The sequence below is a fragment of the uncultured Brevundimonas sp. genome, assembly GCF_947305955.1.
In the GTDB taxonomy this organism is placed as follows: Bacteria; Pseudomonadota; Alphaproteobacteria; order Caulobacterales; family Caulobacteraceae; genus Brevundimonas.
The window spans coordinates 41,350-59,112 of the sequence record NZ_CAMZFB010000006.1 but is presented as its reverse complement, the minus strand read 5'-3'; the positions used below and the strand labels follow the sequence as shown (position 1 = coordinate 59,112).

Genomic DNA, 17,763 nt, shown 5'->3' with positions numbered 1-17,763 from the left:
AAGTCTTTCTAGAACAGCGTGAACTCACGCATTCGGGAGGGGCTAGCTATGGCGCGTACCGCACTTGTGACCGGTGGAACCCGAGGGATTGGCAAGGCCATCGTCCAACGCCTCAAGGAAGACGGATTTCAGGTCGCCGCCGGTTATTCCGGCAATGACGAAGCTGCCCGCCAGACGGCCGAGGAACTGGGCGTCATGGTGGTCAAGGGCAATGTCGGCTCGTTCGAGGACTGCGCCCGCGCCGTCGCCGAGGTCGAGGAACGTTTTGGCCCTGTCGATGTGCTGGTGAACAATGCCGGCATCACCCGCGACGGCTTCTTCCACAAGATGCAGCCCGAACAGTGGTCCGAGGTCATCCGTGTGAACATGGATTCGGTGTTCAACATGACCCGTCAGGTCATCAACGGCATGCGTGACCGCAACTGGGGCCGTATCGTCAACATCTCCTCGATCAACGGCCAAAAGGGCCAGATCGGCCAAGCCAACTATTCCGCCGCCAAGGCGGGCATGATCGGCTTTACCAAGGCTCTGGCGCTGGAGAACGCCCGCAAGGGTGTGACGGTCAACTGTATCGCGCCGGGCTATATCGACACCGACATGGTCGATGCGATGGATCCCAAGGTCCTTGAAGGCATCATCGCCCAGATTCCGGTCGGGCGCCTTGGCAAGGGCGAGGAAATCGCCGATATGGTCGCGTGGCTGTCCGGCGAGCGTGCTGGATATGTCACAGGCTGCACCCTCTCTCTCAACGGGGGCCAGTACCTCGTAGGGTGACGCGTGTTTTGCCTAAAATCTGCCGCGCCGCAGGCGGACAAATAACCCCATGACCTGTGTGGCTGTGCCTCAAGCGGAGAATCCGCGTGCGCTGCAAGCCGGAACCTCAACCGTTCCGGACGCTATTTTGCGCGCCCAACACAGTGCGGTTGCGATGCTCAGCCTTGGCCTGTGTACCGCGTCGGTTCTTCTGTGCTGTGCACCCTCGGCCCATGCCCAGCAGACCGCCAACGCCATTCGCGGCCACGCCCATTACGAATATGAGCGCCCGGTCCGGCCCCAGCCCGTCACGCGCACCACCCCTGCTCCCGGCCGCTATACGGCGGCGACGGGCCAGACCTTTGCGCTGGGCCATTCCGGCAATCTGCTGCTGCTGCGCTTTGACCGCTCGAACGAGACGTGGGTGCTGCGCCCGTCCTCGGCACCGCGCGGCGACACCATCTATCGCAACGATGCGGGCGCGCAGGTCCTGCGTGTGACCTCCGGCGGTGGCTTGACCCTCTATTCGCCGCGCAGTCCGGGCGGCTCGCCCGTCTCTTCGCTGGGCGGCACCGCCCCGAACCTCGAGCCGCAATCTCTGGGTCCGGTCCAGATGTTCAACCTGATGACGCGCCGCTCGGGCCTCATCAGTGACGCTCTGGGCCGTCTGGTCCAGATCAATGTCTCCGGCGACGGCTCGGAGGCCCTGTGCCTCGAAGCCCTGATTGTGGCGACCGATACCGTCATCCGCATCGCCCGCTCGCCCAGCGCCAAGCCCTTCCTTGATCGCCTTCGCGTCATCACTATCGTCGAGGGTGGCCGCTCGGCCGTGACCTATCAGCGCGGCGAGCTGCGGATCGTGGTCGATCCCTCGCGGGGCGCAGCGGGTCGCCCGTCGTCTGCCCGTATCATCCGCGCCATCATCCCGCAGGACTGATCCGGATCAGCCGCTAAAGCCATCCTTGGCGGCGCGGCGCTCGGCGAAGGTCGCGACATCTGCCGTCAGGAACGGGTTGAAGCGTTTCTCCACGCCCACCGAGGTCGGCACTGTGGCCTCGCCCCGCTCGCGCTTGGCAAAGATCGCCTCGCAATGGGCCACCAGCTCCGGCTCCTGCGACAGGCTCAGGGCAAACCGCGCATTCGATGCCGTATATTCATGCGCGCAATAAACGGCCGTCGCCTCGTCCCACGACGCAATGTGCTGCAGGCTCTCCCACATCTGCTCGGGCGTGCCTTCAAACAGACGGCCACAGCCCAGCGCAAACATCACATCCCCCACAAACGCGACCTTCTCCTCGACCGCATGGAAGACCACGTGGCCGAGCGTGTGTCCGGGGGCCTCGGCCACGCGGAAGACCGTCTCGCCCAGCTTCACCTCGGCCCCGTCATGGACCACGTGATCCAGCGGTGCCGCGCGCCTTACCTCTTCCGGCCCATAGATGACACAGCCGGTCTCCGCCTTCAGGCGCTCATTGCCCTCGGTGTGATCGGGGTGCCAGTGGGTGTTCAGGATCAGGTCCAGCCGCCCCCATCCCGACGCGGCCAGATCATCCAGAATGGCCTGTGCATCGGGCGTATCGACCGCCGCCACCATTCCGGTCGCCTCGTCGCGGACCAGAAAGCCATAGTTGTCAGAGCGGCACGGGAACTGTCGGATGCTGAGCGTCATATCGCCATCCTAGCCGATCCCCCCCGCATCAGCCTATAGTGCTGTCATGCGGCGCAGTGTAGACGAGCTTCGGGCCTTTTACGGCGACCCCAAGGGGGCGCTGGTCCGCCGCATTCTAGCCCAGAGGCTGGACGACGCATGGGGCACCGCCGACAACTGCGACATCCTTGGACTGGGCTATGCCACGCCTTGGCTGGGCCAGTTCACGGGCGCACGCCGCGTCATCGCCGCCATGCCGGGTGGTCAGGGGGCCGAGCCATGGGTGGCCGCCGCCCGCAACCGCACCACTCTGGTGGATGACCGCGCCCTGCCGTTCCCTTCGGGCCTGTTCGACCGCGTGCTGCTGGTCCACGCCATCGAGGAGGCCGACGATCCTCAGGCCCTGCTGAATGAAGTCAGCCGCGTCCTGTCACCCAATGGCCGCGTGATCGTGGTGTCGGCGGCACGCGGCGGCATTTGGGCACGAACCGAAAGCACGCCCTTCGGCCATGGCCGTCCGTCGTCGCGCAAACAGATGGAGGGCCTGATCCGCCGCTCCGGACTGGAACCGCGCGCATGGTCACAGGCGCTGTACACCCCGCCGTGGCGCGCCGCCCTGCCTCTGGCCGAGGGGATCGAACAGTTTGGCCGCCTGATCCTGCCCGGCACCGCGGGCCTGATCATGCTGGAGGCGGGCCGCCGCACCTATGCCCGCTCGCGACCGCGCGGCAATGCGATCACCGCGCTCAATCCCGTTCCTGCCCTCAATCCGGTCGGCGCGCGGTCCCTGCCTCACGCAAAGATGTCCGCGACGGATGCCGCCACACGCCGTTCGCATCTGGTCCAACGGGCCGAACCCCTCTATGTGGGCGATCCATGCACCGACTGATCCTGATGCGTCACGCCGAGGCCGATGGCCGCGCCCCCGAAGGTGGCGGCGATAAAGATCGCCCCCTCACCCCCAAAGGCCTTCAGGACGCCGCCCGCATGGGCAAGGCTCTGGCCGAGCGCGGCTTCCGCCCCGATCTGGCGCTCGTCTCCGCCGCCGTCCGCACCCAGCAGACGTGGGAACAGGTTCAGGACGCCATCGGCGATGTCGAGGTTCAGGTTCTGGACCACCTCTACGATGCTCCCGCCCGCACCCTGCGCGACGAGGTCGAGATCAACGAGGACAATGAGGGCTGCGTCATGGTGCTGGCCCACAATCCGGGCATCCATCAGCTGGCCGTCGATTACCTGATCGAAAGCGCCGCCTCGCCCGCTGTTCTGGACCGTTTTGCCGGCGGCTTCCCCACCGGTGGCTGCGCCGTCTTCACCGTGGATGCCGCAGGCCGCCCCTCCTACGAAGGCTGGCTGACCCCAGCGTCCGTGTAACCTAAGGGCACCGCAATGCTGCCGACCAAGGCGTTCAAGATCCTCTCCGCATCAGACTGGCGCCAAGCCCTTGCCGAGGGCCAGTACAACGGCTCCGTCGTCGACAAGGCCGACGGCTATATCCACCTGTCCACTCTGGACCAGTTGGAAGGCACGGCGGCCAAACACTATGCGGGCCAGTCGGACCTGATGCTGGTCGAGGTCGACCTCGATGCCCTCGGCGACACTCTCGTGTGGGAACCGTCCCGTGGCGGTGCCCTGTTTCCGCACATCTATGGCCCCCTGCCCGTCACGGCGACGTTCGGGGCCCAACCGCTGTCGGTCACCGACAGCGGCGAAATGATCCTTCCCGAACAGGCTGACTGATGCCCGCTACCGATCTGGGCACTGCCCTGCTTCGCCGCCTCGACCCCGAGATAGCCCACCGTGCTGCCATCCATGCCGCGCGGCTGGTGCCCCTGCTCGCCGCGCCCAAGGATGATCCCGCGCTGGCTGTCACGATTGCGGGCCTGACCTTCCCCAACCCTGTCGGTCTGGCCGCAGGTTTGGACAAGAACGGCGAAGCCCTGCACGGCCTCGCCCGCATGGGCTTTGGTGCCGTGGAATGTGGCTCGGTCACCCCCCGTGCCCAGCCGGGCAATCCCAAGCCCCGCCTGTTCCGCCTGGTCGAGGATCAGGCCGTCATCAACCGCATGGGCTTCAACAACGATGGGCTCGAGCCTTTTGCCGCCCGCCTGAAAGACCGCCCGCGCGGCGTGCCGATCGGTGCCAACCTCGGTGCCAACAAGGAAACCGAGGACAAGGCTGCCGACTATGTCACCGGCCTGAAGCGTCTGGCGGGTCTTGCCGACTATTTCACCGTCAACATCTCCTCGCCCAATACGCCAGGCCTGCGCGCCCTTCAGGGCCGCGAGGCGCTGGACGACCTTCTGGGCCGCATCAATGAAGCCCGCCCGTCGGACGGCGCTCCGGTCTTTCTCAAGATCGCGCCCGACCTGATCGGTGAGGAGATCGGCATGATCGTAGAGGCCTCGCTGGCCCACAGGATCGACGCCCTGATCGTCTCCAACACCACGCTGGAACGCCCCGACCATCTGAAGTCGTCTTTCAAGGGCGAGACGGGCGGCCTGTCGGGTGCGCCGATCAAGCCTTTCGCCCGCCGCGCCCTGCAAGCGGCAGCCGAGGCTTCCCAAGGCCGTCTGCCGCTGATCGCCGTCGGCGGTATCGACAGCGGTGCAGAGGCCTATGAACGCATCCGCATGGGTGCATCGGCGGTCCAGCTCTATTCGGCTCTGGTCTATCGCGGCCCGTCGCTTGTGACGGATATCAAGCGCGACCTGCTGGCCCGCCTGAAGGCAGACGGCTTCACCTCACTGTCGGAAGCAATTTCCGCATAACGTTGACAGTCCATTAGGGCTCATCGCGCATACTCCTGCCCACAGGATCGGTCGGGGGACCAAAAATCCTGTTGAAACAGGAGCGTGGGGGACCATGGCCTTGGCCAGTGATTCAACGCAGACCCATCCTTATGGCTGGAGCAATGCCATTGCTTCACGCCATCGCACGATCAGCCATCGCGTCTGCGCGGCGGCTGCCGCCGCTGTTGTCACGGCACCGATCATCGGCATAGCGCCCATTCTGGGCTGGCTCTGTGCCTATCTGGTCGTGCTGCTGATGGAACGCTACGTCATCCGCACCCAGTTCGCGCAAGGGGATTCAGGTCCGCGCGGGCTCAGGGGCTTCCTCTACGATTCCATCCTCTTCACCTCCTCCACCACCTTTGCGTGGATGGCCCTGCCGCTGTGGTATGTCGGCGGTGTCTATGGCGGCATCTGCGCGGTCATCTATCTGGCCGCCGGGATCGTCCAGTCCGTCACCCATGGCGCATCGTCCCTGCGTGTCGTCGCCCTGACCGCCACGCCGTGTGCCGTCACCCTGCTGGCGGCCCCGTTCTTCGTGCGCCAACTGGGGGCGGACCAGAACACCATGCTGGCGGTCGGAACGGCTTGCGTCGTCTTCCTCGGCATCTGTCAGGTCGCGGCCCGTCGCCAGCACGAAGCCGACCGTGCCCAACGCCAGGCCTATGAGCTGGCCGAGCGCAAACGGATCGAGGCCGAGGCCGCCGTGACCGCGCGCACCAATCTTCTGGCCACCATCGCCCACGAACTTCGCACGCCCATCACCGCCATCACCACGGGTGCCGACAGCCTGCAGCACGATCTGAGCGCAGGCGGTCGCCAGCAGCTGGCCCTGATCAGTGACGCCGGAAAGATGATGAACAGCCTGCTGAACGACCTGCTCGATCAGGCCCGTATCAATGCCGGTCGCCTGACCCTGAGCGCCCAGCCGTTCGACCTGCGCCGCATGATCGCCCAGACTGTGCGCCTGTGGCATCCCGCCATCCGCGCCAAGGGGCTGAAGCTACGTCTGGAAACCCAGCGCGACCTGCCCCGCGCACTCATCGGCGACGAGATGCGCCTGCGTCAGGTGCTGAACAACCTGATCTCAAACGCGCTGAAATTCACGACCGAGGGGACCATCACCCTTCGGACCTCCAGCTTCCGCGACGAAGCCGAGAACCTCGCCCTGATCATCGAGATCGAGGACACCGGCAGCGGCATGTCCGAGGATCAGCTCGCCCGCCTCTTCACCCCGTTCGAACAGGTATCCGCCGACCCCAGCGCCATGCAGGGCGGCTCGGGACTGGGCCTGTCCATTTGCCGCGACCTGATGCGCCTGATGGACGGACGCCTGACCGCTCGCAGCCAGTCCGGCCGTGGCACCATCTTCACCGTGGCCGTCACCCTGCCCGAGGCCGAAGCCAGCGCCCTGCCCGTCCAGGCGCCCGAACGTGCCGCGCCCTATATCCCGCGCATCGTGCCGGTTGAGGCCATCCAAACGCCCGCACAGGTTCAGGCTCCGGCCCCGACAGCAGCGCCCGTCGCCGCGCCAGATCCCGCACCCGCCCCCGTCTCTGCCGAGACAGCCGAGAACGACAGTCTCAACGACACACCGCTGCGCGTCCTCGTCGTCGACGACCACGAGATCAACCGCCGCGCCATCCAGCTCATCCTGCAATCCTTCGACTGCGATATCAGCATGGCCGCCGATGGCCGCACGGCGCTGGAACTGGCCTCGCACACGCCCTTTGACGTCATCTTCATGGACGTGCGGATGCCCGAACTGGATGGCCGCGAGACCACCCGCCGCCTTCGCAAGGCGGGCGGTCCGAACGCCTCCACCCCTGTCATCGCCGTCACCGCGGACAATGCGCCCGAGGACCAGATGGCCTGTGCCGCCGCCGGCATGACGGCCTATCTGTCCAAACCCCTGACCCCTGCCAGCCTCATCGCCACCCTTCAGGCGACACTGGAAAAAGCCGAACAACAGGCCGCCGCCTGACGCGCAAGAAAAAAGGAGCGCCCGTATCCGGACGCTCCTTCTTCAAGCTCTAACGGCTCTGACGCTTACAGTTCGCCGATCAGGAACTCTGCCGACGAGACCTTGAACTCGCCGCCTTGCTCGACGTTCAGCTTCTCCACGACGCCGTCCTTGACCAGCATGGAATAGCGCTGCGAGCGCTTGCCCATGCCAAATCCGGTGGCATCCAGCGCCAGACCCAGAGCGTCCGTGAACTCGCCATTGCCGTCGGCCAGCATGACGATGTCGTCGCCGTTCAGGCCATTGGCCTCGGCCCAGGCCTTCATGACAAAGGCGTCGTTGACCGAAACACAGGCCACGACATCGACGCCCTTTTCGTTCAGCACCGACAGATTGTCCTTATAGCCCGGCAGGTGGCGCACCGAGCAGGTCGGGGTAAAGGCACCCGGCACCGCGAACAGGGCCACGGTCTTGCCCGCGAAAAACTCTGCCGAGTTCACCGGCTGGGGGCCTTCGGCCGTGGCGCGGGTCAGTTTGACGTCAGGAAGACGGTCGCCGATCTGGATGGTCATGGGATTTCCTCCGCATACCGTCGCCAGCACATCCGGCAACAGTTTCCCAAACAACATAGAGGCCGAACCCTCTTCGCCAAGTCACCGCGACCATAAATCTGCATGTCGATTGTCGATTTCCGGGCGAGGCAAGTCGTCCCACTTGCCTCGACGGCCCTCTGACCCAACTATAGGGGTATGAGTTCAGTTTCCCCCCACGACGACATCGCTGCTCCCAACTGGCCATCGCTGGCCGGCCAACTGCTGGTCGCCATGCCCGGGATCGATGACGAGCGTTTCGAGCATGCCGTCATCCTGATCTGCACCCATGATGACGAACACGCCATGGGGCTGCGGCTGGACATGCCCGCGCCGGGCGTCGATCTGGCCTTTGTGCTGGAAAAGCTGGAAACCCCGACCCAGGGGGCCGATGGCCGTCCCGTCCTGATCGGCGGCCCGGTCGAGCAAGAGCGCGGCTTTGTCCTGCACACCGATGACTGGTTCAGCGAATCGACCAGCCTGCGCATCGAGGGCGGCCTGGCCGTCACCGGCACACGCGAAGCCCTGATCGCCATGGGCGAGATCACCGGCCCCGCCCGCTCGCAGCTGGTGCTGGGCTATGCCGGATGGGACGAGGGCCAACTGGAAGACGAACTGAACGACAATGTCTGGCTGACGATGGAAGCGGACCCGTCCTTCATTTTCGACGACGACCACGCCAGCAAATGGAGCCGTGCGCTGGCCAAGCTGGGCATCGACGCCGCCAACCTGTCGCCACAGGGCGGTCGCGCCTGATCTGAAGGCCTAGCTGCGCGCCTTGATCGGGGCCGCACCGTCGGCCAGCGATTCATTGAGATAGACCTCGGCCTCCTGCGCCGACAGCGCCGGTGCATAGCCAAAGCCCTGCCCGTAGTGACAGCCGTCCTGCACGAGCAGATAGGCGAGGCTGGCGTTCTCTACCCCCTCGGCCACCACTTCCAGCGACAGGTCGCGCCCGAGGTTGACCACCGAGCGCACGATCTTGGCCGAGCTTTCGTCCTTGTCCATGGTCAGAACGAAATAGCGGTCGATCTTCAGCGTATCGAACGGCAGACGCGCCAGATAGGACAGCGACGAGAAGCCGGTGCCGAAATCATCCAGCGCCAGCGACGCCCCGACCTCGCGCAGCGATGTCAGCACAGCGGCGGCCTTCACCGGATCGCGCATGATATCGCTCTCGGTCACTTCCAGCTTCAGCGCCCCCTTGGGCAGACCACTGGTGCCGATGATGTCGGCCACGTCTTCCACCAGATGCGGACGCTCGATCTCGCCCACCGACAGGTTCACGCTGCAGAACAGCGACCCTGCCGACGGATGGCGGGCCAGCCACTCGGCCAGCTGACGCGCCGCCTGACGCATCATCACCAGACCCAGCTCGCCCATCAGACCCATTTCCTCGGTCAGGGACAGGAACTCGTCCGGCGGCACCAGTCCGCGCTGCGGGTGACGCCAACGCGCGAGGGCCTCGAAACCGGCCACCGCCCCCGTAGAGAGGTTCACGATCGGCTGATAAAAGGGTTCGATCTCGCCACGGCTGAAGGCGTTGCGAAGCTCGCTCTCCAGCGCCAGACGCGACAGGCTGTCATTCTCCAGCGCACGGCCATAGGCCGCCGCACCGCCGCGCCCTGCGGCCTTGGCCCGCTCCAGCGCCAGCGAGGCCCGTCGCAGCAACTCTCCGGCTGCCGGTGCCTCCGGCCCGCCTTCACAGGTCACCGCCCCGATGGCGACGGTCGGATAAATGTCATAGCCCGCCACCGACATCGGCAGTTCCAGCGCCTCGCGCAGCCGCTCTGCCGTCGCATTGACGCTGGCCAGACGGTCGCGCTTCACAAAGACAGCGAACTCGTCCTCGCCGATACGGGCGGGCGCACATTCACACGGAAAGGCGGTCGACAGACGCGACCCCAGCGTGGACAGCACCAGATCCGCCCTCTCCGGCCCCAGCGCCTCGTTCAACCGCTTCAAACGGTCCAGATCGGCGACAACCAGTTCATAGTCACCCGGCGTCGTCAAAGTCTCGGCCACACGGCCAAGGAAGCTGCGACGGTCCAACAGATGGGTCAGCGGACACATCCCCGTCCCCGCCATCCGGTGTTCCAGCGTCACAATGCCTGCGGCCCTCAGGCCGTCCTCAAGCCAGACCCCGCGCCACAGACAGGTCTCGGACCCGCGCATACGCAATCTGACGGAAATCTCGGTGCCTTCCTCGCGCGGCTTCAGCAGGCGCTCGGCCAGCGCACGGTCCTGCGGCAAGGCCATGGCGACAAAGGTCGCGGCGGAACATTCGGGTGCCAGAGGCCCCAGCCCCAGCGACAGGGTCGCCCCGCCAAAGCTGATGCTGTCCTGTGCCGGCGTCCAGACCCACAGCGCCGACTCGGCAGCCGCCAGAGCCTCGAGGGCCATAGAAGGGTCCCAAGCCATAACTCTCGAACGGCTGTTCAAATCCGCCTCATACGATGCGCTCTGGCCGCGGCCGCCCCCCTAGGTCGGACTCCAGAACTGCAAACAGGATATGGTCTGCCCAAAGGCCGTTAATTTTCAAATAAGCCTTGGCCAGTCCCTCGCGGCGGAAACCCGATTTCTCGAGCACGCGCTGCGAGGCATGGTTGTGCGGCACACAGGCCGCCTCGACCCGATGCAGCTTCAGATCGCCAAAGGCGAACTGCAGCATGGCCCCCACGGCGGCCGTCCCGCGTCCCTCGCCCGCATAGGGTTGCCCGATCCAGTAGCCCAGCGTCCCCGTCTCGGCGACACCGCGGCGGATGTTGGACAGGGTAATGGCCCCCACCAGAGCGTTGGTCTGGGCGTCCATCACAAAGAACGGATAGGCCGTGCCAAGCTCCATCTCGCGGGCATAGACCTGCAGACGGCGCTTATAGGCCGCGCGCGACAGGTCATCGACCGACCACGCGGGCTCCCACGGTTGCAGGTAATCGCGCGAGGCCTCGCGGATAGTCGCCCATTCCAGATAGTCGGATGGCCGTGGCGGGCGCAGAACCACACCCGCTCCCTCAAGAACGGGCCCCTCGTGTTCTGACTTCCAATCAAACAGGGCCATCGATCCTGTTTACGCCGTTCAGGGCTGGCTGCGAAAGCCCGCAGACGCCGCTTCAACTGTGGATGCAAAGGCTTTTCCGGCCTTGATCGCCGCCTTTGGCCCCAAAACCGCCGTCGCGGATACCCCCGGGGCCAGCAGATCACGCCCGAAATCACGCATATCGTCCGCCGTTACCGCTTCCAGCGAATCGGCCAGCTCGTCCGACGGCACCGGACGGCCCCAGACCAGCGCCTGCGTCGCGTGACGGCCCGAACGGTTGGCCGCACTTTCATCTGCCATCCACAGACCGGCCTTCATCACCGCCTTGGCGCGTTGAAGTTCCGCCTCGGTCGGGCCATCGGTAGCCAGTGTCACGACCTCCTCGGCGCACACCTTGGCCAGTTCTTCCGAACGCTCGGCCGCCGCACCGGCATAGATGCCGATCAGGCCGATATCGTTATACGGCTCCATATAGGCGTCGATGGCATAGGCCAGCCCCCGCTCCTCGCGGGCCGACTGGAACAGGCGCGAGGCCATGCCGCCGCCCAAGATCTCGGTGAACAGCCGCGCGGTCGGAATGCGATTCGACGTCGCCGCAGGGGACGGCAGCTGAAAGACCAGATTGGCCTGTTCGATCTTGCGGGCCATGCGGGCCTCGCCGCCGATAAAGGCCGCATCCTCGACTACGGGAGCAGGACCGGCCACCTCGCTGCCGAACCACGTCTCGGCCATCTTGAGGAAGTCGTCCTCGTCCACGCCGCCCGATACGGACACCACCATCCGCTCCGGTGAATACAGCGCCGCCCGCCATGCCGAGATCATCTCGCGCGTGACCGGCTTCAGGCTCTCGACCGAACCCAGAATCGGACGCCCCAGCGCCTGATCGAAGAAGGCCGTGGCCTGCGCCATTTCAAAGACGTGGTCGTCGGGCGTATCGAACGCCTCGGCGATCTCCTGCGCCACCACATCCTTCTCGCGCTCCAGCTCGACCGGATCGAGCGTCGGACGGAACACAAGGTCCGACAGCACCTGCATCGACAGTTCCAGCGCACCATCGACGCCGCGCACGTCAAAGGCGGTCCGCTCATAGCCTGTGGCCGCATTGATCGTGCCGCCCGTGGCCTCGATCCGCTCCACGATATCGCGCGCGCCCATGTCCCCTGCGCCCTTGAACACCAGATGTTCCAGGAAGTGCGACCAGCCCGACTGCGCCTCGCTTTCCATCCGTGCGCCACCGGCAACGGCAACGTTCAGGGCAAAGGTGCGGCGCTCGGCCAGAGGATCACAGATCAGGCGTACGCCGTTGGACAGCGTGTGAAGGCGGACAGTCAGGGGGTATTTCCTTGCAGATCGGTCGGTCGCATCAGGCGACGGCGAAGCAGCCCTATATAGACCCCGATCAGGACAACAGCGAGGCCGAACCATGTCGCCGCATATCCGGCGTGGTTGTTGCTGAAAGCGGCAGGCGGCACCGACGGATGCAGGCCCTCGACCTCGGGGTTCACATCGCTCTCTGCATAGACCAGCCACGGCGACAGTTCGCCCGTCACATCCAGCACCTTCGCCATGGCGGCGGCATCACGCCCGAAGAAGACATTGCCCTCCGGCGGCGGCGTCATGCTGGACGGCTTCACGACCTCTCGGACCACGCCCACGAATGACACCGGCATGGTGTCGCCCGCCCGCACCACAGGCCGCGCCGTCAGTTCCTGCGCGATGAAGCCACGGTCCACCAGAATGGCGCGCCCGTCCTCCAGCGGACAAGCAGAGATCAGGCGAAAGCCCGGCTGGCCCTCCTCGATAGAGCGCAGCTCGACAAAGGGGGCGGTGTTCAGCCCGCGGCACACCATCATCACCTTGCGGAACTCGGGCGCGTCGGACGCCAGCACCTGATCCACGGGCGCAGGCGGCGTCCCGGCCGCCCTGTCCGCCGCGGCGATCAGGTCCTCTTTCCACTGAAGCCGCTGGACCTGCCATGTGCCCAGCGACACCAGCGCCACCAGCGATGCCGCCGTCAGCACCGTCAGCACGACGGGAAAGCGCGGGCGTGCCGCCTTGGAGGGATCATTCGACATCAGGGATCCTTGCGGGTTCGCAGCATATTCAGGGCCGTCATCAACCCCTTTCCGGGGCGCATCAAGCCCCCCGCCACCAGTATGACCAAGGGCACCCAAATCACGAGGTTGAGCCACAGCGGCGGACGATAGGCCAGATTGAACGCCACCGCCGCCATGCCCACGGTTGCGCCCGTGATCTGCATGATGAAGGTCGCCGCCCCGTCGCCCGTCTCGATCTCGCGCAGCGGAAAGTCACAGGCCGCGCATCGCGCCTCGACCTTGAGCCAGCCGGAAAACAGCCGCCCTTCCCCACAGTTGGGACAGCGCCCGCGCACGCCCGCCCAGACGGCGGCCTTCCCCCTCAGCCTGTGTTCGCTCGTGTCCATACGGTACCCAAAAGAAAACGGCGCGGAACCGAAGCTCCGCGCCGTTCTGATATCAGATTTGGTCTGCGCCTATCAGCCGTAAACGACGTAGAGGAAGGCGAAGAGGAAGAGCCAGACCACGTCCACAAAGTGCCAGTACCAGGCGGCAGCTTCGAAGCCGAAGTGCTTCTGCGGGGTCAGGTGGTTCTCACCCAGATACAGACGCAGCAGGCAGACGGCCAGGAAGACGGTACCCACCAGAACGTGGAAGCCATGGAAGCCGGTGGCCAGGAAGAACAGCGAGCCATAGAGCTTCGAGTTCAGGGCCTCTTCGTTGAAGAACAGGTGGCCATGGATGATGTGGTAGTACTCATAGGCTTGGATGGCGGTGAAGATCGCACCTAGACCGACGGTCAACCACAGACCCAGCTTGGCACCCTTGCGGTCGCCCTTGATGATGGCATGGTGCGCCCAGGTCACCGTGGTGCCCGACAGCAGCAGGATCACGGTGTTCAGCAGCGGCAGGCTCCACGGATCCAGCAGCTCGACGCCCTTCGGCGGCCAGGTCGACCACGCCGCAGCGGTGTCGGTCCAGTTGCCGTATTCCGGGATCAGGGTGCGGGCTTCGTTGAAGATCGCCATGTCGAAGAACATCCAGAAGATGCTGGCGAACAGCATGACTTCCGAGGCGATGAACATAATCATGCCATAGCGCAGACCCAGTTGAACGACCGGCGTGTGGTCGCCCTGCTGGCCTTCCTTGATGACATCGCGCCACCAGCCGAACATGGAGTACAGAACACCGGCCAGACCGATGAAGAACACCCATTTGGTGCCTTCCGGCAGGCCGAACATGCCCTTCATCCAGATGACGGCGCCGGTCAGCATGACCACAACGGTCATCGAGGTGACGAGCGGCCAGGGGCTGGGGTCAACCAGGTGGTAGTCGTGTTGTGGTTTCGCGTGGGCCATTCCAGGGTCTCTGAATTAAGGCAAGAGTCGAGTTATCTAGGCCTATAGCGTTGCCTATCCGGCTTTGCCAATGCCTATTGAGGCTTAAACCGCAGGATCAAAACCTTTGGTTGGGTAAAACGTGTAGCTCAGCGTGATTTCCTTGATCCCGCGGCCTTCCCGATCCGTCGCCATTTCCGGCGCTACGAAATACTGGATGGGAAAGACCACCTCGGCACCGGGGGCAATCACTTGCCCTTCGAAGCAGAAGCACTGGAGCTTTTGGAAGTAAGGACCGGCCTTGTCAGGCACGACATTGTAAGCAGCCGTAGCGTGGATAGGCTCATCCGAGGTGTTCTTGACCTTGAAATAGGCCATGCCGGTTTCACCGATGCGCACGCGCTGGGTGGTCTGCTCCGGCACAAAGGTCATGGGCAGGTTGCGGACATTGGTGTCGAAATGGATCGTCACCATCTGGTCCAGTACTTCCTTGGGGGCCTCGGTGGCTTGGGACACCGTGCCGCCAAAGCCTGTCACCTGACAGAAGAGACGGTACAGCGGAACCGCCGCAAAGGCCGCACCGGTCATCGCCATCACACCGAACACACAGGCGATCGCGACCCAGTTCTTGCGGGCCGCAGCCTTGCGGCTGTTGTCCTCCCCCGCCGCCATCTTACGGACGCTCCGCGACGGCCACTTCCGCTTGCGGAGTGGAGGGTACAGCGCCAGCTGCAGCGTTGGCGGCCGCATCGGCGGCCTTGCGGGCTTCGTTATTGGCGTGCATGCGCGACACGGTGATCGCATAGACGGTGGCGATAAACACCAGCAGGCCCAGAGCGATGGCCACGTTACGACGCTTGCGCGCGCGGACCTGCTCGTCGGTCAGCTTTACGAACTCCGGCTGGGACTGGGTCATCAGACTTAGGCTCCGATCAGCGGCAGTTGCTCGACCAAGAGAGCCGAGAACAGCGCCATCAAATACAGGATGGAAAAAGCAAACAGGTTACGGGCAGGCTTGGCCTCGGCGCGCACGTCATACAATGCGGCTTCTCGCCCCACGGCCTCGGCCTTGTCAGGCTGGTCGCCCGCACGCGAGCGCCACAGGCGCAGCGCCAGATACAGGAACATCACACCGCCCACGATCGACACCACCCCATAGATGACGCCGCCCAGACCCACAAAGGTCGGCGCAATCGCCACCGGCACAAAGATCAGGGTGTAGAGCAGGATTTGCAGACGGGTGGACTTGGCCCCGCGTGCCACAGGCATCATCGGGATACCGGCCTTGGCATAGTCGCCCGCCGAATACAGTGCCAGCGCCCAAGAATGCGGCGGGGTCCACAGGAAGATAATCAGGAACAGCAGCCAGGCCTGCCACGGTGCAGCGCCCGTCGCGGCCGCCCAGCCGATCACCGGCGGGAAGGCCCCCGCCGCGCCGCCAATGACGATATTCTGCGGCGTCCGGCGCTTCAGCATCATCGTATAGAAAACGGCGTAATAGACGATGGTCAGGGCCAGCAGGCCACCGGCCAGCCAGTTGGTCGTCATGCCCAGCAGCATGACCGAAAAGACCGACAGAATGACGCCGAAAGCCATGGCGTCGTTCTTGCGTACGCGGCCTGCCGCAACGGGGCGGCCACGGGTGCGGCGCATCAGGGCGTCTGTCTCGCCCTCGATGGCCATATTCAGCGCGCCAGCAGCCCCTGCCCCCACAGCAATACAGATCACGGCCACGACCGCGTTCAGGATCGCCAGATGCCCGTGTGCAGCGATCAGTCCGGTCACAGCCGTAAACACGACCAGCGACATCACGCGCGGCTTCAGAAGCTGGAAGAAGTCTTCCGGCTGGGCGGTCGAAATAAGGGGGGCTTGGTGCTGGGTCATACTCATATAAGGCGAAGGCCGCCCTTCCGTATCACCGAAAGGGCGGCCTCTCCATTTTTTATCCCGGGAGAGGGATTAGTGGTGGTCGTCCGCCTTCACCACCGGCAGTTCGTTGAACTGGTGGTGCGGAGGCGGCGAGGACAGGGTCCACTCCAGGGTGGTTGCACCCTCGCCCCACGGGTTGGCTTCTGCCGGACGACGACGGATAGCCGCTTCCAGAAGCATGATCAGGAAGACGCCGACGCCGACGATGGTGATCAGATAGCCCATCGAGGAGACGTGGTTCCACAGGGAGTAGGCTTCCGGATAGTCGATGTAACGACGCGGCATGCCTTGCAGACCCAGGAAGTGCTGCGGGAAGAAGATCACGTTCACACCGACGAACATGATCCAGAAGTGCAGCTGGCCCAGGAACTCGTTGTACTTCACGCCGAACATCTTCTCGAACCAGTAGTAGAAACCGGCGAAGATCGAGAAGACGGCACCCAGCGACAGCACATAGTGGAAGTGGGCGACGACGTAGTAGGTGTCGTGCAGCGAGTAGTCCATGCCGGCGTTCGACAGCACCACACCGGTCACACCACCGACGGTGAACAGGAAGATGAAGCCGATAGCCCACAGCATCGGGGTCTTGAAGGTCAGCGAACCACCCCACATGGTCGCGATCCACGAGAAGATCTTAACGCCGGTCGGAACCGCGATGATCATGGTGGCAGCGACGAAGTAGGTGCGCAGCTCGATCGACATACCGACCGTGTACATGTGGTGAGCCCACACGATGAAGCCGATGAAGCCGATGGCGACCATGGCGTAGGCCATGGCGAGGTAGCCGAAGATCGGCTTCTTCGAGAAGGTCGAGACGATGTGCGAGATCATGCCGAAGCCCGGCAGGATCATGATGTACACTTCCGGGTGACCGAAGAACCAGAACAGGTGCTGGTACATGACCGGGTCACCGCCGCCGGCCGGATCGAAGAACGAGGTGCCGAAGTTACGGTCGGTCAGCAGCATGGTGATGGCACCAGCCAGAACCGGCAGCGACAGCAGCAGCAGGAAGGCGGTGATCAGAACACCCCACGCAAACAGCGGCATGCGGTGCAGGGTCATGCCCGGCGCGCGCATGTTGAAGATGGTGGTGATGAAGTTGATCGAACCCAGGATCGACGAGATACCGGCGATGTGCAGGGCAAAGATGGCCATGTCGAACGACGGACCGGCGTGGCCCATGGTCGACAGCGGCGGATAGGCCGTCCAGCCACCGCCGAAGCCGCGGCCCGGACCACCGTCCACGAACATCGAGATGCACAGCATGATGAAGGCGGCAACCAGCATCCAGAACGAGATGTTGTTCAGACGCGGGAAGGCCATATCCGGCGCACCGATCATGATCGGCGTGAAGTAGTTGGCGAAACCGCCCATCGTGGCCGGCATGACCACGAAGAACACCATGATCAGGGCGTGGGCCGTGACCGTGACGTTAAAGCCGTGCTTGGAGGCTTCCACGATACCCAGTTGCTGGATGATCGTGCCTTCCTTGAACAGCTGGATACCCGGCTCTGCCAGTTCCCAACGGATCAGGCCCGACAGGGCACCACCCACCAGACCGGTGAAGATGGCGAAGATGAGATAAAGAACGCCGATGTCCTTGTGGTTGGTCGAGAAGAACCAACGGGTGAAGAACCCCGGCATGTGATTGTCTGTTGCGCTAGCGCTAGCCATGAGT

20 protein-coding genes are annotated in these 17,763 nt (G+C 64.4%); 8 read left to right on the top strand and 12 right to left on the bottom strand.

The window, feature by feature from the left end; genetic code table 11:
- Positions 1–48 precede the first annotated feature (48 nt).
- Entirely contained in the window at positions 49–774 is a 726-nt protein-coding gene (phbB, locus tag Q0Y42_RS03010) for an acetoacetyl-CoA reductase (protein WP_297800033.1), read from the top strand.
- 49 nt (positions 775–823) lie between these two features.
- Positions 824–1,690, top strand: coding sequence for a DUF4908 domain-containing protein (locus Q0Y42_RS03005; RefSeq protein WP_297800031.1), 867 nt, complete (start codon positions 824–826; stop codon positions 1,688–1,690).
- A gap of 6 nt (positions 1,691–1,696) precedes the next feature.
- Here Q0Y42_RS03005 and gloB read toward each other — a convergent pair whose 3' ends face one another.
- Complete coding sequence (gloB, locus tag Q0Y42_RS03000) at positions 1,697–2,422, bottom strand: hydroxyacylglutathione hydrolase (RefSeq protein WP_297800029.1); 726 nt, start codon at positions 2,420–2,422, stop codon at positions 1,697–1,699.
- A 46-nt stretch (positions 2,423–2,468) separates the two neighbouring features.
- Between gloB and Q0Y42_RS02995 the strand changes: the two genes are divergently transcribed.
- From Q0Y42_RS02995 to Q0Y42_RS02975, 5 genes are all read left to right on the top strand, one after another.
- Entirely contained in the window at positions 2,469–3,290 is an 822-nt protein-coding gene (locus Q0Y42_RS02995; protein WP_297800027.1) for a methyltransferase domain-containing protein, read from the top strand.
- A complete protein-coding gene (locus tag Q0Y42_RS02990) occupies positions 3,278–3,775 on the top strand; it encodes a histidine phosphatase family protein (RefSeq protein ID WP_297800024.1) in 498 nt (165 codons plus the stop codon). Before Q0Y42_RS02995 ends, Q0Y42_RS02990 begins: the two co-directional genes overlap by 13 nt.
- A 15-nt stretch (positions 3,776–3,790) precedes the next feature.
- Complete coding sequence (locus tag Q0Y42_RS02985; protein WP_297800021.1) at positions 3,791–4,141, top strand: DUF952 domain-containing protein; 351 nt, start codon at positions 3,791–3,793, stop codon at positions 4,139–4,141.
- The gene (locus Q0Y42_RS02980) at positions 4,141–5,172 is read left to right on the top strand and encodes a quinone-dependent dihydroorotate dehydrogenase (RefSeq protein ID WP_297800019.1); all 1,032 of its coding nucleotides are present in this window, start codon (positions 4,141–4,143) and stop codon (positions 5,170–5,172) included. The genes Q0Y42_RS02985 and Q0Y42_RS02980 overlap by 1 nt, the downstream gene beginning before the upstream one ends.
- A 94-nt stretch (positions 5,173–5,266) precedes the next feature.
- A complete protein-coding gene (locus tag Q0Y42_RS02975; RefSeq protein WP_297800016.1) occupies positions 5,267–7,177 on the top strand; it encodes an ATP-binding protein in 1,911 nt (636 codons plus the stop codon).
- 65 nt (positions 7,178–7,242) lie between these two features.
- Here Q0Y42_RS02975 and Q0Y42_RS02970 read toward each other — a convergent pair whose 3' ends face one another.
- The gene (locus tag Q0Y42_RS02970; RefSeq protein WP_297800014.1) at positions 7,243–7,728 is read right to left on the bottom strand and encodes a peroxiredoxin; all 486 of its coding nucleotides are present in this window, start codon (positions 7,726–7,728) and stop codon (positions 7,243–7,245) included.
- Between the two features lie 177 nt (positions 7,729–7,905).
- Here Q0Y42_RS02970 and Q0Y42_RS02965 point away from each other — a divergent pair, with 177 nt between their 5' ends.
- On the top strand, positions 7,906–8,502 hold the full coding sequence (locus Q0Y42_RS02965; RefSeq protein WP_297800011.1) for a YqgE/AlgH family protein: 597 nt from the start codon (positions 7,906–7,908) through the stop codon (positions 8,500–8,502).
- 9 nt (positions 8,503–8,511) lie between these two features.
- Here Q0Y42_RS02965 and Q0Y42_RS02960 read toward each other — a convergent pair whose 3' ends face one another.
- The 10 genes from Q0Y42_RS02960 to ctaD all read right to left on the bottom strand — a co-directional run bounded on the left by Q0Y42_RS02960 (position 8,512) and on the right by ctaD (position 17,759).
- Positions 8,512–10,149: a bifunctional diguanylate cyclase/phosphodiesterase gene (locus Q0Y42_RS02960; protein WP_297800008.1), complete on the bottom strand. Its 1,638-nt coding sequence runs from the start codon at positions 10,147–10,149 to the stop codon at positions 8,512–8,514.
- A 46-nt stretch (positions 10,150–10,195) separates the two neighbouring features.
- The gene (locus tag Q0Y42_RS02955) at positions 10,196–10,804 is read right to left on the bottom strand and encodes a GNAT family protein (RefSeq protein ID WP_297800004.1); all 609 of its coding nucleotides are present in this window, start codon (positions 10,802–10,804) and stop codon (positions 10,196–10,198) included.
- An 18-nt stretch (positions 10,805–10,822) separates the two neighbouring features.
- Positions 10,823–12,115 carry a pitrilysin family protein gene (locus Q0Y42_RS02950; RefSeq protein ID WP_297800061.1) on the bottom strand — a complete coding sequence of 431 codons (1,293 nt, stop codon included), beginning with the start codon at positions 12,113–12,115 and terminating at the stop codon, positions 10,823–10,825.
- Positions 12,112–12,858, bottom strand: coding sequence for an SURF1 family cytochrome oxidase biogenesis protein (locus Q0Y42_RS02945; RefSeq protein WP_297800001.1), 747 nt, complete (start codon positions 12,856–12,858; stop codon positions 12,112–12,114). Before Q0Y42_RS02945 ends, Q0Y42_RS02950 begins: the two co-directional genes overlap by 4 nt.
- A complete protein-coding gene (locus Q0Y42_RS02940) occupies positions 12,858–13,226 on the bottom strand; it encodes a DUF983 domain-containing protein (RefSeq protein ID WP_297799999.1) in 369 nt (122 codons plus the stop codon). Before Q0Y42_RS02940 ends, Q0Y42_RS02945 begins: the two co-directional genes overlap by 1 nt.
- Positions 13,227–13,298: 72 nt before the next feature.
- Entirely contained in the window at positions 13,299–14,177 is an 879-nt protein-coding gene (locus Q0Y42_RS02935; RefSeq protein ID WP_297799997.1) for a cytochrome c oxidase subunit 3, read from the bottom strand.
- An 84-nt stretch (positions 14,178–14,261) separates the two neighbouring features.
- Positions 14,262–14,828, bottom strand: coding sequence for a cytochrome c oxidase assembly protein (locus Q0Y42_RS02930; RefSeq protein WP_297799995.1), 567 nt, complete (start codon positions 14,826–14,828; stop codon positions 14,262–14,264).
- Position 14,829: 1 nt separating this feature from the next.
- A complete protein-coding gene (locus Q0Y42_RS02925) occupies positions 14,830–15,072 on the bottom strand; it encodes a hypothetical protein (RefSeq protein WP_297799993.1) in 243 nt (80 codons plus the stop codon).
- A gap of 5 nt (positions 15,073–15,077) precedes the next feature.
- Entirely contained in the window at positions 15,078–16,046 is a 969-nt protein-coding gene (locus Q0Y42_RS02920) for a heme o synthase (protein WP_297799991.1), read from the bottom strand.
- A gap of 69 nt (positions 16,047–16,115) precedes the next feature.
- Positions 16,116–17,759, bottom strand: coding sequence for a cytochrome c oxidase subunit I (gene ctaD, locus Q0Y42_RS02915; protein WP_297799989.1), 1,644 nt, complete (start codon positions 17,757–17,759; stop codon positions 16,116–16,118).
- Positions 17,760–17,763 lie beyond the last annotated feature (4 nt).

What these genes read in the sequence shown, in the direction of transcription:
- phbB (WP_297800033.1), top strand. Translation starts at nt 49, where the DNA reads ATGGCGCGTACCGCACTTGTGACCGGTGGAACCCGAGGGATTGGCAAG.
- Q0Y42_RS03005 (WP_297800031.1), top strand. Translation starts at nt 824, where the DNA reads ATGACCTGTGTGGCTGTGCCTCAAGCGGAGAATCCGCGTGCGCTGCAA.
- gloB (WP_297800029.1), bottom strand. Translation starts at nt 2,422, where the DNA reads ATGACGCTCAGCATCCGACAGTTCCCGTGCCGCTCTGACAACTATGGC.
- Q0Y42_RS02995 (WP_297800027.1), top strand. Translation starts at nt 2,469, where the DNA reads ATGCGGCGCAGTGTAGACGAGCTTCGGGCCTTTTACGGCGACCCCAAG.
- Q0Y42_RS02990 (WP_297800024.1), top strand. Translation starts at nt 3,278, where the DNA reads ATGCACCGACTGATCCTGATGCGTCACGCCGAGGCCGATGGCCGCGCC.
- Q0Y42_RS02985 (WP_297800021.1), top strand. Translation starts at nt 3,791, where the DNA reads ATGCTGCCGACCAAGGCGTTCAAGATCCTCTCCGCATCAGACTGGCGC.
- Q0Y42_RS02980 (WP_297800019.1), top strand. Translation starts at nt 4,141, where the DNA reads ATGCCCGCTACCGATCTGGGCACTGCCCTGCTTCGCCGCCTCGACCCC.
- Q0Y42_RS02975 (WP_297800016.1), top strand. Translation starts at nt 5,267, where the DNA reads ATGGCCTTGGCCAGTGATTCAACGCAGACCCATCCTTATGGCTGGAGC.
- Q0Y42_RS02970 (WP_297800014.1), bottom strand. Translation starts at nt 7,728, where the DNA reads ATGACCATCCAGATCGGCGACCGTCTTCCTGACGTCAAACTGACCCGC.
- Q0Y42_RS02965 (WP_297800011.1), top strand. Translation starts at nt 7,906, where the DNA reads ATGAGTTCAGTTTCCCCCCACGACGACATCGCTGCTCCCAACTGGCCA.
- Q0Y42_RS02960 (WP_297800008.1), bottom strand. Translation starts at nt 10,149, where the DNA reads ATGGCCCTCGAGGCTCTGGCGGCTGCCGAGTCGGCGCTGTGGGTCTGG.
- Q0Y42_RS02955 (WP_297800004.1), bottom strand. Translation starts at nt 10,804, where the DNA reads ATGGCCCTGTTTGATTGGAAGTCAGAACACGAGGGGCCCGTTCTTGAG.
- Q0Y42_RS02945 (WP_297800001.1), bottom strand. Translation starts at nt 12,858, where the DNA reads ATGTCGAATGATCCCTCCAAGGCGGCACGCCCGCGCTTTCCCGTCGTG.
- Q0Y42_RS02940 (WP_297799999.1), bottom strand. Translation starts at nt 13,226, where the DNA reads ATGGACACGAGCGAACACAGGCTGAGGGGGAAGGCCGCCGTCTGGGCG.
- Q0Y42_RS02935 (WP_297799997.1), bottom strand. Translation starts at nt 14,177, where the DNA reads ATGGCCCACGCGAAACCACAACACGACTACCACCTGGTTGACCCCAGC.
- Q0Y42_RS02930 (WP_297799995.1), bottom strand. Translation starts at nt 14,828, where the DNA reads ATGGCGGCGGGGGAGGACAACAGCCGCAAGGCTGCGGCCCGCAAGAAC.
- Q0Y42_RS02925 (WP_297799993.1), bottom strand. Translation starts at nt 15,072, where the DNA reads ATGACCCAGTCCCAGCCGGAGTTCGTAAAGCTGACCGACGAGCAGGTC.
- Q0Y42_RS02920 (WP_297799991.1), bottom strand. Translation starts at nt 16,046, where the DNA reads ATGAGTATGACCCAGCACCAAGCCCCCCTTATTTCGACCGCCCAGCCG.
- ctaD (WP_297799989.1), bottom strand. Translation starts at nt 17,759, where the DNA reads ATGGCTAGCGCTAGCGCAACAGACAATCACATGCCGGGGTTCTTCACC.